The following is a 25,419-nucleotide window of genomic DNA, read 5'->3' as shown; positions in this document are numbered from 1 at the left end:
GGGAGCTCAGATTTCGTCGAAATCGCCCGCGCGCCCTTTGCCGGATGCGAAGCGGCCTGCGCCGGCCATGCCTTCCTGGCGGAAGGTCTCGACGCTGCGCCATTCGGCCGCCAGCGCTTGCTCCGGCGCCAGGGACCACTGGCGTATGGCCGACATACGGTCGGCCCGCATGCAGGCCTGCGGGAAGCGGGTAAGATCCCGCGCGATACCGAGCGCGGTCTGCAAGGCCTCGCCGTCGTCGCAAAGATAGTTGGCGAGCCCGATCGCCCGGCATTCCTCGGCATCGACCTGCCGTCCGGTCAGGATCAGGTCCATCGCGCGGCCATGGCCGACGATGCGCGGCAGGCGTACCGTGCCGCCGTCGATCAACGGCACGCCCCAGCGGCGGCAGTAGACGCCCATATAGGCAGACGTCTCCATCACCCGCAGGTCGCACCAGAGCGCCAGCTCCATCCCGCCCGCCACAGCAGGCCCCGAGATGGCGGCGATCACCGGCTTCGTGAGCGTCAGGCGGGTCGGCCCCATTGGCCCCTTGCGCGGCCTGTCGTCGCTGCCGTCGAAGGAGCCGTCCAGATCGTGATCGGCGAACCAGGTGTCCTGCACGTTGGTCGCGGCCCATTTCAGGTCGAACCCGGACGAGAACGCACCCGGCACTCCGGTCAGGATCGCGACTTTCTGCGTATCGTCGCGCTCGAAATCGACGAAGGCGCGGAACATCGCATCCGCCATCTCCGGGTTGACCGCGTTGCGGGCTTCAGCCCGGTCTATCGTGACGATGGTGATGTCGCCGTCGCGCTCGGTACGAATCGTCATTCCGCGATCCCTTCCTCATACTCCGCCGACAGGGTCAGCCATCTGTCCTCGTGGCGGGCGAGCGTATTGGAAAGGTCGGAACGTTCCTTGGCAAGCTGCGTGGCGGTCGACGGATCCTTTTCGTAGAGCGCGGGATCGGCAAGCTGGTCCTCGATCGCGTCGATCCGCTTGCGCGTACGTTCGATCAGGCCCTCGGTGGCGCGGATTTCCTTGGCGACGGGCTCCATCGCCTGACGGCGGGCGGCGGCCTCGCGCCGTTTGTCGGCCTTCGACGCCTTGTCGGCCTCGCGCCTCTCGCGTCGGTCGGATGCCCCGCCGGTCACGAGCTGGCGATAGTCGGTGAGGTCGCCGTCATAGTTGTGAACGGTGCCGTCCTTGACGAGCCAGAGCCGGTCGACTGTCGCCTCGATCAGATGCCGATCGTGGCTGATGAGGATCACGGCACCCGGAAATTCGTTGAGCGCCACCATCAGCGCCTCGCGGCTGTCGATGTCGAGATGGTTGGTCGGCTCGTCGAGGATCAGCAGGTTCGGTCCCTCGAACGCGGCGAGGCCCATCAACAGGCGCGCCTTCTCGCCGCCCGAAAGATCCTTCGCCTTCGTCGACATCTTCTCGGTCGTCAGGCCCATCTGCGCGACGCGGGCGCGAACCTTGGCTTCCGGGGCATCGGGCATGAGGCGACGCACGTGCTCGACGGCGCTCTCCTCAGGCCGCAGGTCGTCGAGCTGGTGCTGGGCGAACATGGCCACTTTCAGCCCCGGCGCGATGGTCATGCCGCCGCTGTCCAGCGAAAGCCGCCCGGCGAGCAGCTTGGCGAAGGTCGACTTGCCGTTGCCGTTGGAACCCAGCAGCGCAATGCGGTCGTCCTCGTCGATCCGCAGCGTCAGCCCCTTGAGCACGGGTTTGCCTGGCTGGTAGCCGACCGCGCCTGCCTGCGTCGTCACGATCGGCGAGGCGACCGTCTTGACGGGTTCGGGAAACGAGAACGGCCGAACGCTGTCCTCGATGACCGCCGAGATCGGCTTCATCTTCTCCAGTGCTTTCAGGCGCGACTGCGCCTGTCGTGCCTTGGACGCCTTGTAGCGGAAGCGCTCGACGAAGCTTTCCATATGCTGGCGCTGCGCTTCCTGCTTGATGCGGCTCTTTTCCTGCAGTTCGAGCTGCTCGCTGCGCAGGCGCTCGAACTGGTCGTAGCCGCCGCGCCAGAAGGTCAGCTTCTTCTGGTCGAGATGCACGATCGAATTGACCGCGCGGTTGAGCAGGTCGCGATCGTGGCTGATGAGCAGCACGGTGTGCGGATATTTTGCGACGTAGCTTTCCAGCCACATCGTGCCTTCGAGGTCGAGATAGTTGGTCGGCTCGTCCAGCAGCAGCAGGTCAGGCTCGGCGAAGAGAACGGACGCCAGCGCGACGCGCATGCGCCATCCGCCGGAAAACGAGGATGCCGGCCGCTTCTGCGCCTCGGTGTCGAAACCGAGCCCCGCAAGGATCGTTGCCGCGCGCGCTTCGGCCGAATGGGCATCGATGTCGGCGAGCCGCATCTGGATTTCGGCGATGCGGTTGGCGTCGGTGGCCGTGTCCGCTTCAGCCAGAAGCGCGAGCCGCTCCGTGTCCGCCTTGAGCACGATCTCGATCAGCGGCTCCTCGGTGCCGGGCGCTTCCTGCGCTACCTGTCCGATCCGCGTGTTCTTCGGAAAGCTGATCGAGCCGGTTTCGGTTGGCATCTCGCCGGTGATCGCCTTGAACAGCGTGGTCTTGCCGGTGCCGTTGCGGCCGACGAATCCCGCCTTCGATCCCGCTGGAAGCGTGAGCGAGGCGTGGTCGAGCAGCAGGCGGCCGGCAATGCGGAGCGATATGTCGTTGATGATAAGCATGGCGCCGCTCTATTGGCCGAGCGGCGCCGGGAAGGCAAGGGCGGGCGCGGCGGCTTTTGGTTGCCGCCGCGCTCACATGCCGGTTAGTGGGACGCCTGGAGCGTCATGCGGCACAGCGACACGAGGTCCCGATCGTAGAAGGACGGATTGGAGACGATCTCGGGGCAGCGCCTCTGTGCCACCTCGGGCTTGCCGTTGCCGAGACCGGCAATGCCGGGTGCAGGCACGCCGCCTCCACCACCGCCGCCGCCATTGTTGCCACCACCGCCGGCGCTGCCACCGCCGTTGTTACCGCCGCCGCCTCCACCACCGCCATTGTCATCGCCGCCGTCGCCACCGATACCGATGCCGATACCGACGTCGACGCCGCCGCCGCCAATGGAGGCAGATGCTCCCGCATTCACGCCATTGCTGCCGCCGACAGATGCACCTACGCCCGCGTTGATGCCCTCGCTGCCGCCAACGCTGGCGCCGAGCCCGGCATTGACCCCGTTGCTGCCGCCCACCGAGGCGCCTGCACCTGCTTCAATGCCGCTGGTGCCGCCGATGCTTGCACCTGCGCCGGCGTTGACGCCGCCGCTGCCGCCAATCGAAGCGCCCAACCCGGCGTCGATGCCTTCGTCGCCGGAAATTCCCACGCCAACGCCGGCATCGATACCGCCGACATCGACCCCGATGCCGATACTCTGCGCCTGCGCCGGGCCGCTCAGAACAAAGGCAACCGCCCCGCCGGCCAGCGTCTTGCTTATGATGGACATGATATTAGCCATGATAACGCTCTCCTTCAGGTTTGATGCCGGCAGGGGTTGCCGGCTACATGAAGGGGTACGAATGCCCGCCCGCGAAAGTTGCGGATGACCGCCCGCCAGGGTTGTGCATCGGTTTAGAGTGGCGGCGGCCTTTGATTCAAACTCGAGCTGGTTTTCCGCTATCGGGCCAGCATGACCAGATCCTGACGCAGCCTTTCAGGGTCGGAACCGGTCAGGAGAGCTTCTATCTGCTCTTCCGTGCGGGCCCACACCGGTACGGCTCGTGCCAGCAGGGCGTGTCCCTCTGGCAAAAGCACGAGCCGTTTGCCGCGGCGATCCGCTTCATCCGTCCTGGCTTCGAGCAGGCCGCGCCGTTGGAGCGGTTTGAGCATCGCGGTGAGCGTCGTGCGGTCCATGGCGAGAAAGGCTGCGATCTCGCCCATCAGCGGCGGGGCAGGGCGGTTGAGCGACATCAACAGTGAGAACTGGCCGCTGGTAATGCCGATCGGCCGGAGCGCTTCGTCAAACATGCGCGCCGTGGTGCGCGCAGCCCGCTGCAGGTGCAGGCAAAGGCATTTGTCCCGCACATGCAGGGTTGTTGCGAACGGAAGCGTATCGTGGTCCGGCGAATCGGCAGGCTTTGACATGCCATAATTATGTTGATATCAACTTTATTGTCCAGAGAGGTGCGGCGGACGGCGGAATAGGCGAGGGAGGAACAACCATGCCGGAACAGGTGCTGGTCCTGATCGGTACCAAGAAGGGCGTCTTCATCGCGCAGAGCGATGCGGCCCGCCGTTCCTGGGAACTGCGCGGACCGTTCTGCGAAACCTGGCCCATGCAGCATGTGATCGGCGACCCCGCTACGGGCACGATCTATGGCGCGGCCGGCAATGAATGGTTCGGCCCGGCGGTATGGAAATCCACCGATCTCGGCGAAAGCTGGTCGCATTCGAGTGAGGGGCTCGCCTACGAGGCGGGGCAGGAGCCCATCAAGGCGGTCTGGAGCCTCGCGGCCCGCAACGGCCGCCTCTATGCCGGGGCGCAGCCGGCCGGCCTGTTCTTCAGCGACGATGCAGGCCAGAGCTGGACCCACATGGAAGGCCTGCAGAAGCATCCGACGCGGCCCGATTGGGAACCCGGCGGAGCGGGGCTCATCCTGCATTCGCTGGTGCCCGACCATGCCGACCCGGATCGCATCTGGATCGGTATTTCGTCAGCCGGCGTGTTCTTCACGGGCGATGGTGGCAAGACATGGGAGCCGCGCAACAAGGGCACACGCGCGGACTTCATGCCCGAGGGGCAGAACTACCCCGAATTCGGCCAGTGCGTGCATTGCCTCGTTCAGGCGCCCGGCGAGCCGGACCTGCTCTACCAGCAGAACCATTGTGGCATGTATCGCAGCGCCGACGCCGGCAAGACGTGGGAGAGCATAGAGGCGGGCCTGCCTTCAAGCTTCGGTTTCCCCGCGGCGGTTCACCCGCGCGATCCGTCGACGCTCTATCTGCTGCCGCTCAACGGCGACATCCACGGCCGGTTCGTGCCCGACGCCAAGGCGGCCGTCTGGCGCACGCGCGACGGCGGCAAGAGCTGGCAGGACATGCGCGAAGGCCTCCCGCAGAAGAACGCGTTCTTCGGCGTCCTGCGCCAGGCCATGGCGGCCGACCGCATGGACCCCGCAGGTGTCTATTTCGGCACGTCCGGCGGCGCGCTCTTTGCCTCCAACGACGAGGGCGATAGCTGGTCCTGCATCGCGGAGCACCTGCCGTCGATCTCGTCGGTGGAGACCATGGTCGTCGCGCGCTGACCGCCATGCCTTCCGACGCTCCGCAGAATACGGCCCCGGTTGTAGTCAAGCTCTCGCCGCTGCTGGTCGACCTGTTTCCGGGCTCGACGCGCCGCGTCGAGATGCACGCCGACAGCGTTTCGGCAATGGTACGCGAACTCGACCGCCGCTGGCCCGGCATGGGCGACCGCATCTGCGATTCGCGCCCCGCCATCCGCAAGCACATGAACATATTCGTGGGCGGTGAGCGTGCCTCGCTCGGCACCGCCCTCGCGCCAGGCTCGGAAGTCTTCGTGCTGACCGCGATCAGCGGCGGCTAACCCGTCCGGTACCGTGGCCCCGCGCCTCAGGCGAAGGCGCGGCCTTCCTCCATGCGCTGGAAATAGACGAGGTCGAGCCGCAGGCTCGGCTGACCCAACGCCGTCAGCATCGCGTGCGCCTGCCCCCGGTGGTGGGTCTGATGGTTGAAGAAATGCGCCAGTGCCGGGGCGAGCCGCTGTGAAATGGTGCGCATGTCGGTGGCCGTCACATAGGTGAAGCGGCCGGCCAGGTCTTCCTTGCTCAGCGAACCTATCCAGTCGACGATACGCGCATCTTCCGCCTCGCGAGCGCCGCGCAGGCCGACGAAATCCGGATACAGGATCGTGTCGAGAGACGCCGGTGCCGCACCTTCTCCGGTGAAGCGCTTGAGCCATATCCGGTCGGTCACCAGCAGATGGTTGAGCGTGCCCATCAGCGAGCCGAAAAACGCGCCCATGTCGCGGTTCTGGTCCTCCTCCGAAAGGGCGGCGGTCGCCTCGTAGACGAGCGCATTGGCCCAACGGTTATAGGCTGCAAACATCTGAAAATGCTGACGCATGGGCTTTCCTTTCAACCTCGGACGGTCGATGTTGCGGCACACCTACACAAGCAAGAGGCCCGCGCCAATGACCATTCTGCTTTATGACCTCGTCGGCACCGACCGCAGCCGGCCGTTCAGCCCGCATTGCTGGAAGGTGGCTTTTGCTCTTGCGCATAAGGGGCTCGCCTACGAAAGCGTGCCCACGCCCTTCACCGCCGTTAAGGGCGTGGAACAGGGCGTCTGCGGCACCGTGCCGGTTATCCGCGATGGCGAGCGGGTTGTCGGCGACAGCTTCGCGATCGCGCTTTATCTCGAGGAAACCTATCCCGACCGGCCGTCGCTGTTCGGCGGCGAAGGCGGCAAGGCTGCCGCCCGTTTCATCGAGCGCTGGTCGCAACTCACCGTTCACCCGTTCCTGGGCGCGGCCGTGCTCATGGACATCCACGACAGGCTCGATCCGGCGGATCAGGCGCATTTCAGGACGACCCGCGAGGCGCGGTTCGGCAAGCCCATTGAGGAAGTGCCGGCCGGCCGCGATGCCGGGCTCGACGCGTTCCGCGCAAAGCTGGAACCGCTGCGGTCCATGCTTTCCGTCCAGCCATTCATCGGCGGAGAGACCGCGCTCTTTTCCGATTACATCGTCGCCAGCGCGTTCCAGTGGGCGCGGGTGATTTCACCCTATCCGGTGCTTGCGGCCGACGATCCGGTGGCAACGTGGTTCGAGCGTTGCCTCGACATGCACGATGGCCTTGGCCGAAGCGTTTCTGCCGCGGCCTGAGGCCCCCGCTCGCCCCTTCACATCGGCACGGCGGGCCTGTATAGACCCGCCACCTCTCCGATTTTTCTCATGACTGAAGGACCGACCATGGCGATCGAACGCACCTTTTCGATGATCAAACCCGACGCAACGCGCCGCAACCTCACCGGCGCGATCACCAAGATGCTTGAGGATGCGGGCCTGCGCGTCGTGGCATCCCGGCGCGTGTGGATGAGCCGCCGCGAGGCGGAAGGCTTCTACGCCGTCCACAAGGAACGCCCCTTCTTCGACGAACTGTGCGAATTCATGTCCTCCGGCCCGACCATCGTTCAGGTGCTGGAAGGCGAGAATGCGATCGCAAAGAACCGCGAAGTGATGGGCGCCACCAACCCGGCCAACGCCGATGAGGGCACCATCCGCAAGGTGCATGCCCTGTCGATCGGCGAGAATTCCGTCCACGGCTCCGACGCGCCGGAAACGGCCGCGCAGGAAATCCGCTACTGGTTCTCCGACACCGAGATCGTCGGCTGAATCGGATTATCGGCCTTTGCTGATAATGCTATGAACTGATTGAGCAAAAGGCCGCGGCGACGCTGCGGCCTTTTCGCTTTTCGCGGGGTCTCAGGCCGACTGGCGCAGCCTCGGAGCGGCCGTCAGCGCCGCTGGTTGGCGACGATTATGAACGAAAGCAGCGAAAGCGTCCTCGGGCAGGGCTGGGCTGTAGTGGTAGCCTTGGAAGAAATCGCATCCGAAAGCTCGCAGAAACGCTTCCTGCCGCGCATTTTCGACATGCTCGGCCACGGCTGTCAGCCTCAGTGTCCGCGCAGTTCCGAGAATGGACTTGACCAGCGCTCGGTCGCTCTCGCCGCTCTCGATATCTGCGACGAAGCTGCCGTCGATCTTCAGTTCGTCGAACGGCAGCCGCTTGAGGTGGGCGAGCGAGGAGTAGCCGGACCCGAAATCGTCGAGCGAAAGCCGTACGCCGAGCGCCTTCAGCGCGTGCATGCGATTGCCGATATATTTGCGATCTCTCGTCATGATGCTTTCCGTCAACTCCAGCGTCAGAAGGCCGGGCTCGACGCCGTAGGCTTCAAGCAGTGCGGAAAGGTTGGAGACGAAGTCGTCGCTCGAAAGCGCCTGTGCGTTGACGTTGATGGCAAGGCGTAGCCCAGCGGTCGTCGCGTCTCGCTGCCAGCGTGCGAGTTGTGCGACACCCGTAGCCAGAACGAAATTGCCGAACTCGCGGATCAGGCCGAACTGCTCGGTCAACGGCACGAACCGCTCCGGCAGCAGCGTGCCGAATTCGGGGTGTTGCCAGCGGCAGAGCGCCTCGGCGCCGATTACGTGGCCGCTATCGTCCATCTGCGGCTGATAATGAAGTTCCAGCGCATTCGTGCCCAGCGCTGCCTTGAATTCATTGAGCAGCCGGTAACGATCCGATTCCGGGCTCATCGACAGATGATCGTAGACTGCCATGCCGTTTCGTCCGGCAGCCTTGGCCTGGTACATCGCGATGTCGGCCTGTTTCAGCACGTCTTCCGGCTGGCAATCCCGGCCGTTGAAGACGACGACGCCGAGGCTTGCAGACGATGCGTGGTTGAATTGACCAATCTCGAAGGCGCCACGCATTGCCGCCAGAACCTTATTGGCGGTCATGATGGCCGCGCGATACGTATGCGCATAGTCATGGCCTGCACTGTCGAGGATAACGACGAATTCGTCACCGCCGATGCGCGCCACCGTGTCTCCCTCGCGTACGCAAGCTTGCAGCCGCCGGGCGACCTGCACCAGATATTCGTCGCCGACGTCGTGGCCGCGCGTATCGTTCAGTGTTTTGAAGTTGTCGAGGTCGATGAAGATCAGGGCGCCGCAGCCGGCCCTGTCGTGGCAGCGACCAACTGCCTTGGCCATGCGATCCATGAACATGCGACGATTGGGCAGGCCGGTAAGCGGGTCGAAGAAGGCAAGCTTCTGGATCTCCATCTCGTTGCGCTTGCGCACGGAGATGTCGTTGACGTAGCCGTGCCACATAACGCCGCCGCGGACGCGTTCGGGTTTGGCGCTCGCGCGCAGCCATTTGTTCGTTCCGTCTGCCGCGATTGCCCGGAATTCCATGTCAAACGGTTCGAGCGCATCGCGGGAGGCCCGCAGGGCGCGTACGAAGTCTCTCCGGTCGGCTTTCTCGATCATCCGCAGGAAGCGGCTTGGACTGCTGAAAGACTCGTGAGGCTCGAGACCAAAAATGGTGCGGAAACCGGCGCTTGCGTATGAGAGCTCGTAGGTGCCCTTTGCATTTCTCTCCAGCTGTACGAGTCCGCCCGGCACCTGAGACGACAGCTTGCGAAGCAACTCTTCGGCTTTCAGCCGGTTGACCGTCTCGGTTATCTCGCGAACAGAGCCTTCGTAGAAGAGCGTCCTGCCGTTGCTGTCGCGCACGAGGCGGGCCGACTCCGTGATCCAGATGCGCTCGCGGGTCTTGTGTCGATAGATCTCGGAGACGAAGTCCTTGACGAAGCCGTCGCGCGCCAGGATGGCGCGGAACTGGTCGCGGCGACGTGGTTCTACATACCACTCCTTGCCGATATTCTTGGCAGCCGCCAGAAGCTCGGCCTCTGTTTCGTAGCCATTGAGCTTTACCAGCGCCTTGTTGGCGCTGAGCTGCCGCCCTGCCGGTGAAGAACGATATATGCCTTCCGAAAGGTTCTCGATCAGATCGCGCTGGTTTGCCTGCTCGGCGCGGCTTCGCCGGTAGAGGCGGCGGTTGCGAAAGATCCAGATGACCAGCAGGCTGGCGAGCACGACATTTGTCGTGGCAAGCCATTCCCGGCTGGTCACCAGATCAATCATCGTGGCAAAGAAGAATTCCATGCACCGCCGCCCGATTACCCAGCGGCAACGCTAAGTCGACGAAGTTGCAAATATTATAATTGCGACAACGAGGTCATGGCATGTTTAATGCCGGGTAAATCTTCACCAACGCCTGGTGGATGTTTCATCCGCTTCGGTGGCGTCCACCCATGGACCTGGTGTGCCGTCGATGAGATGTTCCCGTTTCCAGAATGGGGCGCGCGTCTTCAGAAAGTCCATCATGAACGCGGCGGCCTCGAATGCGGCCTGGCGATGCGATGACGCTGCAATCACCACCACGATGTTTTCCCCCGGCACGATAAGGCCATGGCGGTGGATGGCCGTAAGGCCGGTCAACGGCCAGCGGCGGATCGCTTCCTCGGCGATACGGCCGATCTCGGCTTCCGCCATTCCCGGATAATGTTCCAGCTCCAGCGCTGAGAGGCGCCCGTCCTCGTCCCGGCAAAGTCCGGAAAAGGTGACGACGGCGCCGATATTGGAGCCGCCGGCCGAAAGCCGCGCGACTTCCTCGGCGAGATCGAAATCCTCCTGCTGGATGCGCACTGTCGGAACAGCGGTGCCGCCGCCCATCGGATTATCCGCCGGTCATGGGCGGGAACAGCGCGATCTCGCGCGCGCCTTCCAGCCGTTCCTTGTGGTCGACATGTTCCTGGTTGATCGCCACGCGGATCGCCTCGGGATGGCGCAGCGCCTCGGCGTAGCCATCATCACGCGCCTGCAGCCACAAAAGCAGGTCTCGTACTGTGTTGAGATTGGCGGGAAGCTCGATATCTTCCTCGGCCATGCCTATCCGTTCACGTACCCAGGCGAAATATCTCAGCTTCACGGCCGTCACCGCTATTCCTCGATCACGTGCTTCAGCCCGGCGCGGAAATAATCGTATCCCGTGTAGAGCGTGACGATCGCCGAGACCCACAACAGGACGATGCCGATTTCGGTGGTGTAGGGCAGGATCTTGTCGCCTGCCGGTCCGGCCAGCAGGAAACCGATCGCGACAAGCTGGATGGTCGTCTTCCATTTCGCGAGCTGCGTCACCGGCACCGAGACTTTCAGCGCCGCCAGATATTCGCGCAATCCGGAAACGAGGATTTCGCGGCACAGGATGATGATCGCCGCCCACAGCGACCATTTGTCGATGGTGCGGTCGAAAGCCAGCAGCAGCAAGACGGCCGAGACGAGCAGCTTGTCGGCGATCGGGTCGAGCATCTTGCCGATATTCGACGTCTGCTCCCAGATGCGCGCGATATAGCCGTCGAAATAGTCGGTCACGCTGGCGGCGACGAATATCCAGAATGCCGCCCAGCGCCACCAGTCGGTAGGCCGTATCCGTCCCTCGAGATAGAAGCAAAGAACGATGACCGGTACGGCAAGTATGCGCCCATAGGTCAGCATGTTTGGCAGGTTGAAGGCGCGTCTGGACATGGCTTCCCGAAACGATTCTCGCTCCTACTAATCAGTACGTGCCGTGGGCGGTCAACCTCGCACCCTGCGGCATCTGGCCCGAACCGGCATCTGGCTCATCCATTCTCGTGAAAATGGCCATATATTTGACGGGCGACCCGCTCCGAAATCCCGTCCACCGCCATCAGGTCGTCCACCCCGGCACGACTGACGGCCTTGGCGGTGCCGAAATGATGCAGCAGCGCGCGCTTTCTGCCGGGGCCGATGCCTGCGATCTCGTCTAGCGGGTTTCTCACCATTTCCTTCTTGCGGCGGGCACGATGCGACCCGATGGCGAAACGGTGTGCCTCATCGCGCAGCCGCTGGACAAAGTACAGCACCGGGTCGCGCACCGGCAGCATGAAAGGCTCGCGGCCCGTCACGAAAAAGCGCTCACGCCCCGCATCGCGGTCCACGCCCTTAGCGACGCCGATAGCCGTCACCCGCTCGGCGATCCCCAGGTCGGCCAGGATCTTGCGCACGGCGGACATCTGTCCCTGGCCACCGTCGATCAGGATCAGGTCCGGCCATGCCGGCAGCGTGTCGGCCACGAGGTCGTCATCGGCTTCGGTCCCGGCATCGGCCTCCTTCTTCGCGCCGTGTTCCTTCAGCAGCCGCGAGAATCGCCGCTCCATCACCTCGCGCATCATGCCGAAATCATCGCCGGGCGTGATGTCAGTCGAGCGGATGTTGAACTTGCGATACTGGTTCTTCACGAAACCTTCCGGTCCCGCCACGATCATCGCGCCGACCGCGTTGGTGCCCATGATGTGCGAGTTGTCGTAAACCTCGATGCGGCGCGGCGTTCTTCCCAGCCCGAACGTCTCGGCAAGGCCCGCTAGCAGCCGCGCCTGCGACGAGGTCTCCGCCAGCCTGCGCCCCAGCGCTTCGCGCGCATTCTGCAAGGCGTGGTCGGTCAGGTCCTTCTTCTCGCCGCGTCGCGGAACCGAAACGGTGACCTTGTGTCCGGCGCGGGTCGCCAGCGCCTCGGCAAGCAGGGCGTGCTCCTCAACCTCGTGCGAAAGGAGTACGGTGCGCGGGCAGGGCTTGTCGTCGTAGAACTGCGCTAGGAAGGCCCCCAGCACCTCGCCTGCCTCCAGCGACGGATCGGCCTTGGGGAAATAGGCTCGGTTGCCCCAGTTCTGGCCGGTGCGGAAGAAAAACACCTCGATGCAGTTCTGCCCGCCTTCCTGATGGATTGCGAACACGTCCGCTTCCTCGACGGACTGAGGGTTAATGCCCTGGTGGCTCTGAATGTGCGAAAGTGCTGCAAGCCGGTCGCGGTAGATCGCTGCCCGCTCGAAGTCGAGCGCTTCCGAGGCCTCCTGCATGGCGCCCGAAATCTCGGCCTTCACCTTGCTGGAGCGTCCGGTGAGGAACGCCTTCGCCTCGCGCACCAGCTCCGCATAGCCCTCGCTGTCGATCTCGCCCGTGCAGGGCGCGGAGCAGCGCTTGATCTGGAAAAGCAGGCACGGTCGCGTCCGGTTCTCGAACATCGAGTCGGCGCAGGAGCGCAGCAGGAACGCGCGCTGAAGCGCGTTGATGGTACGGTCGACCGCACCGGCCGACGCGAACGGCCCGAAATAGTCGCCCTTTCGCGAGCGCGCGCCGCGATGCTTGAAGATGCCCGGCGAGGGATGATCGGTCATCAGGATATATGGAAACGACTTGTCGTCGCGCAGAAGCACATTAAAGCGCGGTCGCAAGCGCTTGATCAGATTCGCTTCCAGCAGCAGCGCTTCGGTTTCCGTACGGGTGACGACGAATTCCATCGCCGCGGTCTCGCGCACCATGCGCCCGATGCGATTGGTGTGTCCGCGCCCCTGCGCGTAATTGGTGACGCGCTTCTTGAGGCTGCGCGCCTTGCCGACATAGAGCACGTCACCGGTCGTGTTCATCATCCGGTAGACGCCGGGCGCATTCGGCAGACGCTTCACCAGCTCTTGTATGACCTCGATGCCGGCCTTGGTCTCACCCGTGTCGGCCGTCAGCGTGCCCCATTCGATATCGAGAGCCACTTCGGCTGCGGGTTCGGCTGTTTCTGCGAGTTCGGCATCGTCGTCAGCCTCGTCGCCGGGCATGATGCCTGCGACGTCCTCATCGGCTTTCGGGCGAAGCGGGTCATGTTTGGGGATGGGCGGCTTCATTCGGCCACTCCATAGACGTCCGGCGTCTTCCAGGAGAGATGCTGGCCTCCGTCGAGCGCGATCATCTGGCCGGTGACCGAGCGCGCCTGCCACAGGTAGCGGATCGTCGCGCCGAATTCGGACAGGTCCGGCCCCCGCTTGAGGAGCAGGGCGTCGCTCTGCTTGCGAAAGTCGTCCGTGTCCTGCCGTTCGTTCTTGAGCGTCGGGCCCGGCCCGATCGCATTGACGCGAAGGCGGGGGGCGAAGGCCTGCGCCATGGTCTGCGTGGCTGTCCACAACGCCGATTTCGACAAGGTGTATGAAAAGAAGCGCGGGGTGAGCCGCCAAACCCTCTGGTCGATAACGTTCACGACCAGGCCCTCGACGCCTTGCGGCAGGGATTTGGCGACATCCCGCGCCAGCGCCACGGGTGCCTTGAGGTGAACGTCGAAATGCCGGTCCCAGACTTGCCAGTTGAAATCATCGGCCGCGTCGTCGTCGAAAAGGGATGCGTTGTTGACCAGCAATCTCACGGGGCCGAGAGCGGCCTGTACCTCGGGTACGATGCGATCGACCGCATTCATGTCGTTCAGGTCTGCCTGAATGACGTGTGCCTGCCCGCCTGCCGAGGCGATTTCCGCGGCCAGAGCGTCAGCCTCACGGCGCGAAGTGTTGCAGTGAATCGCCACGGCAAAGCCGTTGGCCGCGAGGTCGCGTACGATCGCTGCGCCAACACGCCGCGCCCCGCCTGTAACCAGGGCGACTGTCAACTCTTCCTTTACCATGAAGCGGTCGTCCTCAAGGATTTGGCCGGTCTTCCATCGGCTCCTTCTCAGGATTCGGGAAGCCGGAAAACCTTGATATAGGCCAGCTTTCGCCTGCAACCAAGCCGGACCCCGGCGCTGCGCGACGGGCACCTGACACCGGTGTTGCCAAATCGCAACGTCAAGTTTCAGCCTCATTCTCGCCGATGAAACACCCAGTTTCAGGTGTTGTTCAGCCGCAATCGGAGACCAATTAGGGAACCGTGGACGCCAACGACCGTTTGCCTCCCGTTACGGCGAGGGCGTCAAACCAAGGGGGAAGCGCGTAATGCTTCCTGCGGCAAAGGAGTTAGAATAACATGCAGACCAAGACCAGATTTGCCATCAAGGCAGCCGCAGGCCTGGGCCTGGCGGCATTCACTGTCCCGGCAATGGCGGCTGACGTTGTGTACCAGGAGCCCCCGGCACCTGCACCGATCGTTCAGGCCGCTCCGGTAAGCACCTGGGCCGGCCCTTACGCCGGTGTTCAGGCTGGTTACGGCTTCTCGGGCGACGTGTCCGATGGCACCGGTGGCTCGATCGGCACCAATGGCTGGCTCGGCGGTGCGTTCGGCGGTTTCAACATGCAGAACGGCCAGTTCGTGTACGGTGTTGAAGGCGACGTGAACTACAGCAACATCGACGGTTCCGACGGCACGTTCACTGCGCGTTCGCGCATGGACGGCTCGATCCGCGGCCGCGCCGGTGTGGCTGTGACCGACGACATCCTGCTCTATGGTACGGCAGGTCTCGCCGCTGAGCGTCTGCGCATCACCGAAGACGCGACCGGCACTGCCGACACCAACACCATGCTCGGCTACACGGTCGGCGCTGGTACGGACGTCAAGTTGACCGATCAGGTGTTTGCGCGTGGCGAGTATCGCTACACCGACTACGGCTCCAAGGAGTTCACGCTCCCGGGCGTCGGCACTGCGGACATCGATTCCAGCAACCACCGCGTGACGATGGGTGTTGGTATCAAGTTCTGATCGTCCAACGACGAACAGTAAAAGAAGGCCCGGAGCGATCCGGGCCTTTCTTTTTGCGCGCCCTCTAGCGCGGGGTCAGCGCGGCGAGTTCCGGAAAACGCTCGTCGAAGCGCTTTGCCCAGCGTGTCAGCTTTGAGCGACCGCGCTCCCATTTGCCGTCGAAGCGCAATGCCAGGTAACCGAGCATCGCCCGCATGGCGATCTGCCCGCCGGTCGCCTTCTTGGTCATCTTCGGCGGGTTGGCGTTCAATGCGTCAAGCCCACGCTCGGCCTTCGCCCACTGTTTGTCGAGCCAGGGCTGGTGGACCATGTCTTCCGGACGGCTGCGGCGCTCGTAAACATGTGCGAGCAGGCAATCGCAGATGCCGTCGGCCAATGCCTCCAGCCTTTCCGCTTCCAGCCGCTTCTGGGCGTTGCGCGGAAAAAGCGCATTGCCGGAGAGGCGATTGAGATACTGCGTTATGGCGCGGCTGTCGTAGACAGTCTCACCGTCATCGGTGATCAGCACCGGGATCTTGCCCAGCGGATTGGCGTCGATCAGTTGTGCCGGTTCGGCATTGGTGTCGACCACCTTTGCGTCGACTTCTATGCCGCACCATGCGGCTGCCATGCGAACCTTGGCACTGTAGGGGGAGGCGGGTGAGTACAAGACGACGGGCATGCGCGAACTCTCCAGGAGCGATTCATCCGGGGGAGACGCTATTGCTTTGCTCGGTCGGCATCAATCCGTCGGAGTTGGTCCAGCGTCAGCCCCCCGGCGCCGGCATCAACGCGCGCGGCATCCGGCAGGCGCGCGCGTCAACTTCTTCGCACGGGCGGAATTCAAGATCCTTCGTCATGCAGATGCGCACCTCGCGCAGGAAGCGCCCGTCGCAGGTCACCGCGACGCCATCCTCCGGCATCGTTGGATTGGCGGCAATGAAGTCCGCCTCGACATCGTCCGGCTCGATCTCCACGCGCTTGGCCGACCGGGCGAAGCGGGCAGGGACATTGATGCGCTCGCGCGCGGCGCGCACCACGGAGAAATAGTCCCGCTGGCTCATGCCGGCGCAGGACCCATGTTTGCGCCACTGGTGGCCCACAAGACCGGCAGACGGCATCACGTCGAGCATCTGCCGCACAGTCGCGTCGGGAACGCGCGCCGGTTCGGCGCTGTCGCAGAATTCGGGCCAACCGCTTTCGAATTGCGGCCACAGGCCATGCACCACGAAGGCGTGATCCCGACCGGTCCCGCATTGCTGGCGATTGGCATCGGACCCTTCCGCCGCGCAGTAGCTAGGCGACCACGAGAGCGACAGCACGAAGAAGTCATACCCATCACCCTTCGGCAGCTCTTGCTGCTGAGATGCCGAAGGCGCGCAGGCGCTCGCGACCAGCAACACCGCCAGCAGCGGTGCCTGAATAATTCTGGCCGCGAAGATTACCACTTTGCTGGGCGGAGGACCCGGCAGCGGCTGTTATAGACGTTCCAGCGGTCGAAGCCCGACACGCAGAATTCCACATTGCTGCCGATGCCGGCGAAGCCCATCGGGCGTTCGATCAGGTACCAGACGTCGCGGCTGTTTCCATCGGAGAGTGCAGCGGTTGCATGACAATAGCGCCTGTCGATCGGCCGCTCGGCATGGCTTGGCTGGTAGCGAGTCTCGCTGATCCGGTAGAAGTCGACGATGTCGACCTGCGGCAGCCGCGGCACGTGGCGCACCTGATGGCGGAAGCGATGGGTGATCTTGCTCAGCACCTTGTCGTTGCCGCAGATGCCGGGCTCGTCGATGCGCACGGCAACCGGGTCGGCCGCCGACGCGGCAACGACTGCTCCCGACAGAGCGAGCATCGAAGCCAGAAGCAGTCTGGCGAAACGGATCATTGGAGCCTCCGGCCTGTTGTTGAGCGCGCGATTCCCGCCGCCGCGGCAGTCTGGTCAAAGCCTTGCCGCTGGTCAAGCAGGCGTCAGCCATACGGTTTCCGCAAGTGCCGACCGGTCTTCTGCAAGCACCTCGCGCAGCGCCGGCAGCAGCACCTTCAGTTCGTCCTCTAGGACATAGGGCGGATTGACGACGATCATCCCCGTGCCATCGAAACGTGGTTCCGGCGAAGGCTGCCGCAGTTCGAAGACCACGTCCATGATCTTCGGTATGCCGGTCTGTTTCAGCATCTCGCGCATGGCCGTCACCGCATTGTGGTCCTTGATGGGATACCACAGCGCGTAGGTGCCGCCCGGCCAGCGGCGATGTGCTTTCTGAAGGCCATCCACGATGCGCCTGAATTCGCCTTCCTTCTCGAATGGCGGATCGACGACTATAAGCCCGCGCTTTTCCTTCGGCGGCACCTGCGAGCCCATGGCGAGCCAGCCGTCGAGTTCGATTACCCGCACCTGCCAGTCGCCGGCAAAGCGTGTCCGCAGCGCGAAGCAATCTTCCGGATGCAGTTCGATTGCGGTCAGCCTGTCGGCACCGCGCAGCAACTGCTTGGTCAGCACGGGCGAACCTGGGTAGTAGCGGAATGGATGCCCGGCATTGAACGCGCGAACGGCATCGAGATAGGGCGCGGCCAGCGCGGCCGCGTCGTCAGGCAGCTTGGCGTCGAGAAGCCGGCCGATGCCGTTTCGCCATTCACCGGTTTTCTGCGCTTCTTCGGACGATAGGTCGTAGAGCCCGCTACCGGCATGGGTGTCGATCACGCGGAACGCACCCGGCTTGCGCTTGAGATATTCAATGATGCGTGTCAGCAGCAGGTGCTTGACCACGTCGGCGAAATTTCCGGCGTGATAGGCGTGGCGGTAGTTCATGCCTGCTCCGTCTGGCTTGCCTTTTGCGAAGCTGGCTCTACTCCGCGCGCTCGATTTCGGCTAGGTCTTACACCATGAACCAGCACACCAAAATCCGCACCGGCCATTCGGCCTGCCCGCACGATTGCCCGTCCACCTGCGCGCTCGATGTCGAACTCCTCGACGAGCGCACGATCGGGCGTGTGCATGGTGCCAAGGACAACAGCTACACCGCCGGCGTCATCTGCGCCAAGGTCGCGCGTTATGCCGAGCGCATCCACCATCCTGACCGCCTCACCAGGCCGCTGATCCGCGCCGGGGCGAAAGGCGAGGGCGCATGGAAGGAGGCGAGCTGGAAAGCCGCGCTCGACCTCGTGGCGGAGAAATTCATCGCGGCGGAGGAGAAATACGGCTCCGAGACCGTCTGGCCTTACTTCTATGCCGGCACCATGGGCCTCGTGCAGCGCGACGGCATCGAGCGGCTGCGCCACGCCAAGAAATATTCCGGCTTCTTCGGCTCGATCTGCACTAACCTTGCCTGGACCGGCTGGATGATGGGCACCGGCAAGCTCGCCGGCTCCGACCCGCGCGAGATGGCGAAGTCGGATTGCGTGGTGATCTGGGGCACCAACGCCGTCGTCACCCAGGTCAATGTGATGACCCATGCGATCAAGGCCCGCAAGGAGCGCGGTGCCAAGATCGTCGTCATCGACATCTATGACAACGCCACCATGAAGCAGGCCGACATGGGCCTGATCCTCAAGCCCGGCACGGACGGCGCGCTCGCCTGCGCGGTGATGCACGTGCTGTTCCGCGAGGGCATGGCGGACCGGGCCTATCTCGAGAAATACACCGACGATCCGAAGGGGCTCGAGGCGCATCTGGCGACCCGCACGCCGCAATGGGCCTCTGCGATCACCGGCCTTTCGGTGGAGGAGATCGAGGCCTTTGCACGGCTGATCGGAACGACTAAGAAGACGTTTTTCCGGCTGGGCTACGGCTTCGCGCGCCAGCGCAACGGCTCGGTCAACATGCACGCGGCACTCTCGGTCGCCGCCGTCACCGGCTGCTGGCAATATGAGGGCGGCGGCGCGTTCCACTCCAATTCCGGCGTGCTGAAGCTCGACACCCAGTTGCTGGAAGGCACCAGCCTGCGCGACCCGAACATCCGCCATCTTGACCATTCGCGAATCGGGCCGGTGCTGATGGGGCATGAGGACGCGCTCTATGGTGGGCCGCCAGTCACGGCGATGCTGATCCAGAACACCAATCCCGCAAACGTTGCGCCCGAGCAGCGGCTCGTGAAGCAGGGCTTCCTTCGCGACGATCTCTTCACCTGCGTCCACGAACAGTTCATGACGGACACCGCGAAGCTGGCCGACGTCGTGTTGCCGGCAACGATGTTCATGGAGCATGACGACATCTACAAGGGCGGCGGCAACCAGCACGTCACACTCGGCCCCAAGCTGATCGAGCCGCCGGACGGTCCGCTTACCAACCATTTCGTGATTGAGGAACTGGCGAAGCGGCTCGGCGTCTCCCATCTGCCGGGCTTTGGCATGACGGAGCGCGAGCACATCGAGGTCATGCTTGCTGCCAGGGGACTCGGCACCTTCGATACCTTCCAAGAGCAGCGCTGGGCGGACCTGCAGCCGCCCTTCGAGGACGCGCATTACATCAAGGGCTTCGGCCATGCCGACGGAAGGTACCGCTTCCGGCCCGACTGGACCGGCCAGGCCGCGCCGAACCGCCCGCCGAAATCCATGGGCATCTTCGGCCCTCACCATCAATTGCCCGAGTTTCCGGACCATGTGGAACTGATCGAGGTTGCCGACGAGGAGCACCCTTTCCGTCTCGCGACATCGCCGGCCCGCACATTTCTCAATTCGAGCTTCACCGAAACCCCGGGATCGCGGAAGCGGGAAGGGCGGCCCGAACTGATGCTTCACCCGGACGACGCGGAAGCGCTGGGTGTTTCGGACGGGGGACGGGTCGAGATCGGCAACACGCGCGGCGAGGTAGTGCTCCACGCGAAGCTGTTCGACGGCGTGCGGCGCGGCGTGGTGGTGGCGGAGGGCATCTGGCCGAATTCCGATCACGAGCGCGGCGAGGGCATCAATGTGCTCACCGGCGCGGACGCCCCTGCGCCTTATGGTGGCGCTGCTTTCCATGACAACAAGGTGTGGGTGAGGGCCCTCTGAAGCGGTGTGAGGCGATCGCTGAGGCGGCCCCCGTCTCAGCCAAGCTCTTTGGGTGTGACGAACCCTTCAAGCATAGCCGCGCCAGGTCCGAGCGCCCGCCATGGTCCCTCGAAGCCGAAGCGCGCCACCGCGGCAGTCGGAAACTTGGCTGACAGCCTCGCCATCGCCTCGTCGTTGCTTTCCGGCGAGGCTATAAGGGCGGCAAGTTCCTCCAGACCCGGATTGTGCCCGACGACGATCAGGCAGCCCGCTTCGTCAGGGGTCGACCTGACGGCCTCCAGAATACGCGCGGCCGGCGCCTCGTAGATCGCCGGCACGAAATCGCATGAAATGCCGTGCGGAAACGCGGCGGCGACGAATTCCCAAGTCTGCGTCGTCCTCAGCGCTGGCGAGATGATCGCGTGGTCCGGCTGCCAGCCGCGCCGCATCATCTCATGCGCGATTCTCGGCACAGCCTCGCGCCCGCGCTTTGCCAGCGGCCGGTCGAAATCGTCGAGGGAAGGATCGTCCCAGCTCGATTTCGCGTGACGCAGCAGGAGCAGGCTTCTCTCCGTCATGCCTTCTTGCGGCTGTGATAGGTCAGCGCCAGCGCGATGCAGTGCTTCAATTCGTCTTCCGGCAACGCGTCCGAGGCGCAAAAATGCATGGCGCGATTGCCCTCGAACGCGAAGCTGTCGGGATAGAGGCGCCGGAACGTGGCCACCAGATCGGTCTGGCAATGAAAATACATAGCGAAACGCTGCGGATCATCCTTGATCGCATCGATGCGGATCGTGCTGCCACTGCGCGTCTGCGGGGTCAGATAGCTTGGCTGCCCCCATTTCAGCGTTTCTTCGATGTGGCCGACACCTGCCGTCTCCGCCGCCGTGTCGAAGATCAGGCGGCGGAGGTCCAGGAGCTTGTCCTGCGACGGATGGGGGTAGCCGTCGAAAGTTGCGGCCACATCGGCATTGTCGAACGTTGGCGTCGTCTCTGTGTCAGGCATGGCCGGTCGCTTGTGGCAAATCCATTTTTGGCCATCCTAGCGCATTGCTGCTGCCACTGCATGGCAGCAGTCTTCACGGCGTCATGCGGGCAAGGCTCTCGATGTCGACGGCTTCGCTGGCCGAGCCCGGCGAGAGCAGGCTACCCTCGGCGCCCACGCCGCTGAGCACGGCGCGGCCGTTTTCCATCCGCGCCTTGCCCTCGGCGACGAGACGCAGCGCCAGCGGATAGAGCTGATGTTCCACGCCCAGTACGCGCGCGGCAAGAGTCTCCGCGTCATCGTTGGGCAGGATCGGCACGGCGGCCTGCGCGATGATCGGGCCGCCATCCATTTCCGCCGTTACGAAGTGCACGGAACAGCCGTGGATTCGCATTCCTTCCTGCAGCGCGCGCTCATGGGTATCGAGACCCTTGAAAAGCGGCAGCAGCGAGGGGTGGATATTGATGAGGCGGCCGGCCCATTTCTCGGTGAAGGCCGGCGAAAGCAGCCGCATATAGCCTGCCAGGCAGACGATGTCGGCGCGGAGCTCTTTCAGCTTCGCATCCAGCGCGTCATCCATTGCTGCCTTGTCGGCGTGGTCCGCCTTGGTGATGGCCACCGTCTCGATGTCCTGCGCCGCGGCGACGGACAGGCCTTTCGCATCGGCATTGTCGGCGATGACGCCGACGATCTTGGCCGGATAGGCAGGGTCGCCGGTTGCCTCGATCAGCGCGTTCATGTTCGAGCCGCGCCCCGAAATCAGGATGACGACGCGTTTGCGTGCGGTACTCACAGGCCAATTTCTCCACGATATACGACGCCGGCCTCGCGGCGCGGCATGATCCGTCCGATGGTCGTCACCTCCTCGCCCTGCTGAGCCAGAACGGCGGCGACCTGCGCGGCCTGGCCGGCAGCCACCACCATCACCATGCCGATCCCGCAGTTGAAGGTGCGCATCATTTCCGCCGGGGCCACGCCGCCGGTCTTGGCAAGCCACGAAAATACCGGCGGTACGTCGATCGCGTCGAGATCCAGCTCTGCTGCGAAATCTTTCGGCAGTACGCGGGGGATGTTTTCCGGAAACCCGCCGCCGGTGATGTGCGCCAGCGCCTTGATGCCGTGGGTCGAGCGGATCGCCGCGAGGACGGATTTGACGTAGATCCGCGTCGGCGTCAGCAGCGCCTCGCCAAGCGGGCGGTAACCGTCGAACGGCGCCTTGTCGTCCCACCCGATACCCGACGAGGAGACGATGCGGCGAACCAGCGAATACCCATTTGAGTGAACGCCCGAGGAGGCGAGTCCCAGAACGATATCGCCTTCGACGATGTCGTCGGTTGGCAGCAACTGCCCGCGCTCGGCCGCACCAACCGCAAAACCAGCGAGGTCGTAGTCGCCTTCGCTGTACATGCCGGGCATCTCGGCCGTTTCCCCGCCGATGAGTGCGCATCCCGCTTGCCGGCAGCCTTCGGCGATCCCGCTGACGATCGCAGCGCCCTGGTCGGGGTCGAGCTTGCCGGTTGCGAAATAGTCAAGGAAGAACAGCGGCTCCGCGCCCTGCACGACGAGATCGTTGACGCACATGGCGACGAGGTCGATGCCGACCGTATCGTGGCGGCCTGCCTCTATCGCGACCTTCAGCTTGGTGCCGACGCCGTCGTTTGCGGCGATGAGGATGGGATCGCTGAAGCCGGCGGCCTTGAGGTCGAACAGGCCGCCGAAGCCGCCGATCTCCCCGTCCGCGCCAGGCCTGCGCGTGGAGCGTACCATCGGCTTGATTTTTTCGACAAGCGCGTTGCCTGCGTCGATGTCGACGCCCGCATCGGCATAGGTGAGGCCGTTCTTACGTTCGCTCATGGCTGCGCGCCCCGATCCTGATTCAAGGCGGGCTCTTCGCACGAAGCGACCGCGCGGGCAAGCACAAGCACGCCTGCGGACAGGCACGGGACGACTTAAACCGTGGATACGTGGACGGAGAAACGTGGCATCTTGATCGCAACGGCGGCCGCGATCATCTAACAGGCGCCGATGCAGCGCCATGGGAGAGAATTGCAGGCGTGACCATACCCAATTTCATCACGATCTTCCGTTTCCTGCTCGTCCCGGCGGTCATTTGGGCGTTGGTGACGGACAACAAGGAATGGGCGCTGGTCTGCTTCGTCGTCGCCGGCCTGTCCGATGGCATCGACGGCTTCATAGCGAGGCACTTCAACCAGAGGTCCGAACTCGGCGCCTATCTCGACCCGATGGCCGACAAGCTGCTGCTAGTAAGCGTCTTCGTGGTCCTGGGCTATATGGGCGAGCTGCCGCTCTGGCTGGTCATTGCCGCGGTCTCGCGCGACGCGCTGATCGTCGCCGCCGTGCTGCTATCGAACCTGATGGGGAACCCGGTTGCGATGAAGCCGTTGTTCGTTTCCAAGGCGAACACCGCGGCGCAGATCGTTCTGGCGATCGTCGTTCTCGCCGAATTGGCTTTCGACACCATGTTTGGTCCGGCTCGGTTGCTTCTGGTCATTGCTTCCGCCCTCTTGACCGTGGCTTCGGCGGCGGCCTATCTCGTGCAATGGCTGAGGCATATGGGCCGCTATGAACAAGCAGGAAGCTGAACTCCAGAAAAAGGCGGTCGAAGTCGTCGTCGCGTCGGCCTTCCGCCGGCAGGTCATCTTCTGGCTGGTGGCCGCTGCCGTCCTCATCGGCTTTCTCTACATATTCTCCGCGATCCTGCTGCCGTTCTTCGCCGGCATGATCCTGGCCTATTTCCTGGATCCGGTAGCCGACTGGCTGGAGCGCCGGGGTCTGTCGCGCATGGCCGCCACGGTCCTCATCCTCATCATGTTCCTGATCGCGCTGGTCATCGGGCTTATGCTCATCATCCCGGTTCTGGCCTCGCAGTTGGCAGATTTCGTCGGGCGTTTGCCCGACTACATGTCCCGGCTGCAGGCGCTGGTGACCGGCGTCGACGCGGAATGGCTGAGCCAGCGTCTCGGCGTTGACCCTGCGTCGCTTCGCGATGGCCTCAACTCGCTGCTCACGCAGGCCGGGGGCTTTATCTCGGGCCTGTTCTCATCGATCCTGAGTTCCGGCAAGACGCTAATCGACATTGCCGGCCTGTTCGTCATCACCCCCGTGGTGGCTTTCTACATGCTGCTGGACTGGGACAAGATGGTCGCGCGCGTCGATAGCTGGGTTCCGCGAGACCATCTGGGGACCGTGCGGCAGATCGCGCTCGACATTGATCGCGCCGTGGCGGGCTTCGTGCGCGGCCAGGGCACCGTCTGCATCATCCTTGGCGTCTTCTACGCCATCGGCCTCACCGCTGTCGGCCTGAACTTCGGCCTGCTGATCGGCCTCTTTGCGGGCCTCGTCAGCTTCATTCCCTATGTCGGCTCGTTGCTCGGCCTCGTTCTGTCGATCGGTGTCGCGCTGGTCCAGTTCTGGCCGGAATGGCACTGGGTGGCGGCGGTGGCGGCCATCTTCTTTGCCGGCCAGTTCGTCGAAGGCAACATCCTGCAGCCCAACCTCGTGGGCAAGAGCGTCGGGCTCCACCCCGTGTGGCTGATGTTCGCACTCTTCGCCTTCGGCGCCCTGTTCGGCTTCGTCGGCCTGCTCGTCGCCGTGCCGGCGGCAGCCGCGGTGGGTGTCTTGGTGCGTTTCGGCCTTTCGCGCTACCTGGCCTCGCCGCTCTATCGCGGCCACGCGGTGGACGAAGAGTCCGCGTCGAAGTAGGGCAGTGCAACGCATGTCGACACGACCGAGGCAGTTGCCGCTGGACCTTGCGCACAATCCCGCGCAAAGCCGCGACGACCTTGTCGTCGGACCATCCAACATCGCGGCCACCGCGCTGGTGGATCGCTGGCCGGACTGGCCATCGCCCGTGGTCGTGCTCGCCGGACCGGCCGGCTCGGGCAAATCCCATCTGGCGGCCATCTGGCGGGAGCTGAGCGGTGCTACCGAATTCGCGCCCGGAAGGCTCGCGGCGGAGGCTGTCGAAGCGTCGGGCAGGGGGCCTGTGCTGATCGACGACGTGGATTCCGCACCGATCGACGAGGCAGGCCTTTTCCATCTCATCAATGCGGTGCGACAGGCTGGAACCACGCTGCTGCTGACGGCACGGCGTTTCCCGCTGGCATGGGGCGTAAAGCTTCCCGATCTGGAATCCCGGCTCAAGGCGGCGTCCACCGTCGAGATCCACGAACCCGACGACGCGCTTCTGGCCGGCGTGGTCACCAAGCTCTTCGCCGACCGGCAGGTCGAGGTCGAGCCCCATGTCGTGCAGTTTCTCGTCCGGCGGATCGAACGATCCCTGTCGACGGCTATCGATGTCGTGGCACGGCTCGATCATGCCGCGCTGGAGCACAAATCGCGGATAACCCGGGCGCTTGCCGCGCAGGTGGTGGATGCGATGGATACGGGGCAGGGCCGGTTCGACCTTTAGCGCCGGCGCCCC

General features: G+C 64.1%; 28 protein-coding genes. 9 read left to right on the top strand and 19 right to left on the bottom strand.

Translation table 11 applies throughout. The features are described 5' to 3' along the window. Window positions 1-6: 6 nt before the first annotated feature. The 4 genes from ACVJNE_RS16360 to ACVJNE_RS16345 all read right to left on the bottom strand — a co-directional run bounded on the left by ACVJNE_RS16360 (window position 7) and on the right by ACVJNE_RS16345 (window position 4,083). The gene (locus tag ACVJNE_RS16360) at window positions 7-813 is read right to left on the bottom strand and encodes a crotonase/enoyl-CoA hydratase family protein (RefSeq protein ID WP_499567240.1); all 807 of its coding nucleotides are present in this window, start codon (window positions 811-813) and stop codon (window positions 7-9) included. Next, on the bottom strand, window positions 810-2,687 hold the full coding sequence (locus ACVJNE_RS16355) for an ABC-F family ATP-binding cassette domain-containing protein (protein WP_499567238.1): 1,878 nt from the start codon (window positions 2,685-2,687) through the stop codon (window positions 810-812). Before ACVJNE_RS16355 ends, ACVJNE_RS16360 begins: the two co-directional genes overlap by 4 nt. An 83-nt stretch (window positions 2,688-2,770) precedes the next feature. After that, window positions 2,771-3,457, bottom strand: a complete 687-nt coding sequence (locus tag ACVJNE_RS16350; protein ID WP_499567236.1) for a hypothetical protein — start codon at window positions 3,455-3,457, stop codon at window positions 2,771-2,773. A gap of 158 nt (window positions 3,458-3,615) precedes the next feature. After that, complete coding sequence (locus ACVJNE_RS16345; protein WP_499567234.1) at window positions 3,616-4,083, bottom strand: MarR family winged helix-turn-helix transcriptional regulator; 468 nt, start codon at window positions 4,081-4,083, stop codon at window positions 3,616-3,618. Between the two features lie 77 nt (window positions 4,084-4,160). Here ACVJNE_RS16345 and ACVJNE_RS16340 point away from each other — a divergent pair, with 77 nt between their 5' ends. Both ACVJNE_RS16340 and ACVJNE_RS16335 read left to right on the top strand, forming a co-directional pair. Next, window positions 4,161-5,243 (top strand): WD40/YVTN/BNR-like repeat-containing protein, encoded by a 1,083-nt coding sequence (locus tag ACVJNE_RS16340; protein WP_499567232.1) that lies wholly within the window; start codon window positions 4,161-4,163, stop codon window positions 5,241-5,243. Window positions 5,244-5,248: 5 nt separating this feature from the next. Continuing rightward, window positions 5,249-5,542, top strand: a complete 294-nt coding sequence (locus ACVJNE_RS16335; protein WP_499567230.1) for a ubiquitin family protein — start codon at window positions 5,249-5,251, stop codon at window positions 5,540-5,542. 26 nt (window positions 5,543-5,568) lie between these two features. Here the strand turns inward: ACVJNE_RS16335 and ACVJNE_RS16330 are convergent, their stop codons facing one another. Further along, window positions 5,569-6,081 (bottom strand): DinB family protein, encoded by a 513-nt coding sequence (locus ACVJNE_RS16330; protein WP_499567228.1) that lies wholly within the window; start codon window positions 6,079-6,081, stop codon window positions 5,569-5,571. Between the two features lie 67 nt (window positions 6,082-6,148). Between ACVJNE_RS16330 and ACVJNE_RS16325 the strand changes: the two genes are divergently transcribed. Both ACVJNE_RS16325 and ndk read left to right on the top strand, forming a co-directional pair. Continuing rightward, window positions 6,149-6,841 (top strand): glutathione S-transferase family protein, encoded by a 693-nt coding sequence (locus tag ACVJNE_RS16325; RefSeq protein WP_499567226.1) that lies wholly within the window; start codon window positions 6,149-6,151, stop codon window positions 6,839-6,841. Between the two features lie 87 nt (window positions 6,842-6,928). Beyond that, window positions 6,929-7,351 (top strand): nucleoside-diphosphate kinase, encoded by a 423-nt coding sequence (gene ndk / locus ACVJNE_RS16320; protein ID WP_499567418.1) that lies wholly within the window; start codon window positions 6,929-6,931, stop codon window positions 7,349-7,351. Between the two features lie 90 nt (window positions 7,352-7,441). On the opposite strand, the gene ACVJNE_RS16315 is transcribed toward ndk, so the two are convergent. The 6 genes from ACVJNE_RS16315 to ACVJNE_RS16290 all read right to left on the bottom strand — a co-directional run bounded on the left by ACVJNE_RS16315 (window position 7,442) and on the right by ACVJNE_RS16290 (window position 14,039). Further along, on the bottom strand, window positions 7,442-9,688 hold the full coding sequence (locus tag ACVJNE_RS16315) for a putative bifunctional diguanylate cyclase/phosphodiesterase (protein WP_499567224.1): 2,247 nt from the start codon (window positions 9,686-9,688) through the stop codon (window positions 7,442-7,444). A 102-nt stretch (window positions 9,689-9,790) separates the two neighbouring features. Further along, window positions 9,791-10,258: a molybdenum cofactor biosynthesis protein MoaE gene (locus ACVJNE_RS16310; RefSeq protein ID WP_499567222.1), complete on the bottom strand. Its 468-nt coding sequence runs from the start codon at window positions 10,256-10,258 to the stop codon at window positions 9,791-9,793. Window positions 10,259-10,262: 4 nt separating this feature from the next. Continuing rightward, window positions 10,263-10,472, bottom strand: coding sequence for a MoaD/ThiS family protein (locus tag ACVJNE_RS16305; protein WP_499567416.1), 210 nt, complete (start codon window positions 10,470-10,472; stop codon window positions 10,263-10,265). A 53-nt stretch (window positions 10,473-10,525) separates the two neighbouring features. Further along, window positions 10,526-11,110: a CDP-diacylglycerol--glycerol-3-phosphate 3-phosphatidyltransferase gene (pgsA, locus tag ACVJNE_RS16300; protein WP_173190511.1), complete on the bottom strand. Its 585-nt coding sequence runs from the start codon at window positions 11,108-11,110 to the stop codon at window positions 10,526-10,528. Between the two features lie 95 nt (window positions 11,111-11,205). Further along, window positions 11,206-13,275 (bottom strand): excinuclease ABC subunit UvrC, encoded by a 2,070-nt coding sequence (gene uvrC, locus ACVJNE_RS16295; RefSeq protein ID WP_499567220.1) that lies wholly within the window; start codon window positions 13,273-13,275, stop codon window positions 11,206-11,208. Next, window positions 13,272-14,039, bottom strand: a complete 768-nt coding sequence (locus ACVJNE_RS16290) for an SDR family oxidoreductase (RefSeq protein WP_499567218.1) — start codon at window positions 14,037-14,039, stop codon at window positions 13,272-13,274. Before ACVJNE_RS16290 ends, uvrC begins: the two co-directional genes overlap by 4 nt. A gap of 338 nt (window positions 14,040-14,377) precedes the next feature. On the opposite strand from ACVJNE_RS16290, the gene ACVJNE_RS16285 reads away from it, so the two are divergent. Continuing rightward, window positions 14,378-15,046, top strand: a complete 669-nt coding sequence (locus ACVJNE_RS16285; RefSeq protein WP_368802722.1) for an outer membrane protein — start codon at window positions 14,378-14,380, stop codon at window positions 15,044-15,046. 64 nt (window positions 15,047-15,110) lie between these two features. On the opposite strand, the gene ACVJNE_RS16280 is transcribed toward ACVJNE_RS16285, so the two are convergent. The 4 genes from ACVJNE_RS16280 to ACVJNE_RS16265 form a co-directional block, all read right to left on the bottom strand. Beyond that, window positions 15,111-15,707: a glutathione S-transferase family protein gene (locus tag ACVJNE_RS16280; RefSeq protein WP_173190519.1), complete on the bottom strand. Its 597-nt coding sequence runs from the start codon at window positions 15,705-15,707 to the stop codon at window positions 15,111-15,113. Between the two features lie 85 nt (window positions 15,708-15,792). Continuing rightward, window positions 15,793-16,473, bottom strand: coding sequence for a ribonuclease T2 family protein (locus ACVJNE_RS16275; RefSeq protein WP_499567216.1), 681 nt, complete (start codon window positions 16,471-16,473; stop codon window positions 15,793-15,795). Continuing rightward, window positions 16,467-16,910, bottom strand: a complete 444-nt coding sequence (locus tag ACVJNE_RS16270; protein ID WP_499567214.1) for a hypothetical protein — start codon at window positions 16,908-16,910, stop codon at window positions 16,467-16,469. Before ACVJNE_RS16270 ends, ACVJNE_RS16275 begins: the two co-directional genes overlap by 7 nt. Before the next feature lie 72 nt (window positions 16,911-16,982). Next, window positions 16,983-17,831, bottom strand: a complete 849-nt coding sequence (locus ACVJNE_RS16265) for a 23S rRNA (adenine(2030)-N(6))-methyltransferase RlmJ (protein WP_499567212.1) — start codon at window positions 17,829-17,831, stop codon at window positions 16,983-16,985. A 74-nt stretch (window positions 17,832-17,905) separates the two neighbouring features. On the opposite strand from ACVJNE_RS16265, the gene ACVJNE_RS16260 reads away from it, so the two are divergent. Beyond that, window positions 17,906-20,011, top strand: coding sequence for a molybdopterin-containing oxidoreductase family protein (locus ACVJNE_RS16260; protein ID WP_499567210.1), 2,106 nt, complete (start codon window positions 17,906-17,908; stop codon window positions 20,009-20,011). Window positions 20,012-20,046: 35 nt separating this feature from the next. Here the strand turns inward: ACVJNE_RS16260 and ACVJNE_RS16255 are convergent, their stop codons facing one another. From ACVJNE_RS16255 to purM, 4 genes are all read right to left on the bottom strand, one after another. Continuing rightward, a complete protein-coding gene (locus ACVJNE_RS16255; RefSeq protein WP_499567208.1) occupies window positions 20,047-20,568 on the bottom strand; it encodes a SixA phosphatase family protein in 522 nt (173 codons plus the stop codon). Beyond that, complete coding sequence (locus tag ACVJNE_RS16250) at window positions 20,565-20,996, bottom strand: DUF1801 domain-containing protein (protein ID WP_499567206.1); 432 nt, start codon at window positions 20,994-20,996, stop codon at window positions 20,565-20,567. The genes ACVJNE_RS16255 and ACVJNE_RS16250 overlap by 4 nt, the downstream gene beginning before the upstream one ends. Before the next feature lie 73 nt (window positions 20,997-21,069). Beyond that, window positions 21,070-21,768, bottom strand: coding sequence for a phosphoribosylglycinamide formyltransferase (purN, locus tag ACVJNE_RS16245; RefSeq protein WP_499567204.1), 699 nt, complete (start codon window positions 21,766-21,768; stop codon window positions 21,070-21,072). After that, entirely contained in the window at window positions 21,765-22,829 is a 1,065-nt protein-coding gene (gene purM, locus ACVJNE_RS16240; protein WP_499567202.1) for a phosphoribosylformylglycinamidine cyclo-ligase, read from the bottom strand. The genes purN and purM overlap by 4 nt, the downstream gene beginning before the upstream one ends. A gap of 200 nt (window positions 22,830-23,029) precedes the next feature. Between purM and ACVJNE_RS16235 the strand changes: the two genes are divergently transcribed. The 3 genes from ACVJNE_RS16235 to hdaA are packed head-to-tail and all read left to right on the top strand — an operon-like array spanning window position 23,030 to window position 25,407. Then, window positions 23,030-23,578, top strand: a complete 549-nt coding sequence (locus ACVJNE_RS16235) for a CDP-alcohol phosphatidyltransferase family protein (RefSeq protein ID WP_499567200.1) — start codon at window positions 23,030-23,032, stop codon at window positions 23,576-23,578. After that, entirely contained in the window at window positions 23,559-24,698 is a 1,140-nt protein-coding gene (locus ACVJNE_RS16230; RefSeq protein ID WP_499567198.1) for an AI-2E family transporter, read from the top strand. Before ACVJNE_RS16235 ends, ACVJNE_RS16230 begins: the two co-directional genes overlap by 20 nt. Window positions 24,699-24,711: 13 nt before the next feature. Beyond that, window positions 24,712-25,407 carry a DnaA regulatory inactivator HdaA gene (hdaA, locus tag ACVJNE_RS16225; RefSeq protein ID WP_173190540.1) on the top strand — a complete coding sequence of 232 codons (696 nt, stop codon included), beginning with the start codon at window positions 24,712-24,714 and terminating at the stop codon, window positions 25,405-25,407. The last annotated feature ends 12 nt before the right edge of the window (window positions 25,408-25,419 follow it).

It is taken from the genome of Mesorhizobium sp. DxT (assembly GCF_058448885.1).
This window is presented reverse-complemented; position numbering and strand designations above follow the sequence as displayed.

Coding starts and splice junctions, on each gene's coding strand:
- ACVJNE_RS16360 (WP_499567240.1), bottom strand. CDS start 813: ATGACGATTCGTACCGAGCGCGACGGCGACATCACCATCGTCACGATA.
- ACVJNE_RS16355 (WP_499567238.1), bottom strand. CDS start 2,687: ATGCTTATCATCAACGACATATCGCTCCGCATTGCCGGCCGCCTGCTG.
- ACVJNE_RS16350 (WP_499567236.1), bottom strand. CDS start 3,457: ATGGCTAATATCATGTCCATCATAAGCAAGACGCTGGCCGGCGGGGCG.
- ACVJNE_RS16345 (WP_499567234.1), bottom strand. CDS start 4,083: ATGTCAAAGCCTGCCGATTCGCCGGACCACGATACGCTTCCGTTCGCA.
- ACVJNE_RS16340 (WP_499567232.1), top strand. CDS start 4,161: ATGCCGGAACAGGTGCTGGTCCTGATCGGTACCAAGAAGGGCGTCTTC.
- ACVJNE_RS16335 (WP_499567230.1), top strand. CDS start 5,249: ATGCCTTCCGACGCTCCGCAGAATACGGCCCCGGTTGTAGTCAAGCTC.
- ACVJNE_RS16330 (WP_499567228.1), bottom strand. CDS start 6,081: ATGCGTCAGCATTTTCAGATGTTTGCAGCCTATAACCGTTGGGCCAAT.
- ACVJNE_RS16325 (WP_499567226.1), top strand. CDS start 6,149: ATGACCATTCTGCTTTATGACCTCGTCGGCACCGACCGCAGCCGGCCG.
- ndk (WP_499567418.1), top strand. CDS start 6,929: ATGGCGATCGAACGCACCTTTTCGATGATCAAACCCGACGCAACGCGC.
- ACVJNE_RS16315 (WP_499567224.1), bottom strand. CDS start 9,688: ATGGAATTCTTCTTTGCCACGATGATTGATCTGGTGACCAGCCGGGAA.
- ACVJNE_RS16310 (WP_499567222.1), bottom strand. CDS start 10,258: ATGGGCGGCGGCACCGCTGTTCCGACAGTGCGCATCCAGCAGGAGGAT.
- ACVJNE_RS16305 (WP_499567416.1), bottom strand. CDS start 10,472: ATGGCCGAGGAAGATATCGAGCTTCCCGCCAATCTCAACACAGTACGA.
- pgsA (WP_173190511.1), bottom strand. CDS start 11,110: ATGTCCAGACGCGCCTTCAACCTGCCAAACATGCTGACCTATGGGCGC.
- uvrC (WP_499567220.1), bottom strand. CDS start 13,275: ATGAAGCCGCCCATCCCCAAACATGACCCGCTTCGCCCGAAAGCCGAT.
- ACVJNE_RS16290 (WP_499567218.1), bottom strand. CDS start 14,039: ATGGTAAAGGAAGAGTTGACAGTCGCCCTGGTTACAGGCGGGGCGCGG.
- ACVJNE_RS16285 (WP_368802722.1), top strand. CDS start 14,378: ATGCAGACCAAGACCAGATTTGCCATCAAGGCAGCCGCAGGCCTGGGC.
- ACVJNE_RS16280 (WP_173190519.1), bottom strand. CDS start 15,707: ATGCCCGTCGTCTTGTACTCACCCGCCTCCCCCTACAGTGCCAAGGTT.
- ACVJNE_RS16270 (WP_499567214.1), bottom strand. CDS start 16,910: ATGATCCGTTTCGCCAGACTGCTTCTGGCTTCGATGCTCGCTCTGTCG.
- ACVJNE_RS16265 (WP_499567212.1), bottom strand. CDS start 17,831: ATGAACTACCGCCACGCCTATCACGCCGGAAATTTCGCCGACGTGGTC.
- ACVJNE_RS16260 (WP_499567210.1), top strand. CDS start 17,906: ATGAACCAGCACACCAAAATCCGCACCGGCCATTCGGCCTGCCCGCAC.
- ACVJNE_RS16255 (WP_499567208.1), bottom strand. CDS start 20,568: ATGACGGAGAGAAGCCTGCTCCTGCTGCGTCACGCGAAATCGAGCTGG.
- ACVJNE_RS16250 (WP_499567206.1), bottom strand. CDS start 20,996: ATGCCTGACACAGAGACGACGCCAACGTTCGACAATGCCGATGTGGCC.
- purM (WP_499567202.1), bottom strand. CDS start 22,829: ATGAGCGAACGTAAGAACGGCCTCACCTATGCCGATGCGGGCGTCGAC.
- ACVJNE_RS16230 (WP_499567198.1), top strand. CDS start 23,559: ATGAACAAGCAGGAAGCTGAACTCCAGAAAAAGGCGGTCGAAGTCGTC.
- hdaA (WP_173190540.1), top strand. CDS start 24,712: ATGTCGACACGACCGAGGCAGTTGCCGCTGGACCTTGCGCACAATCCC.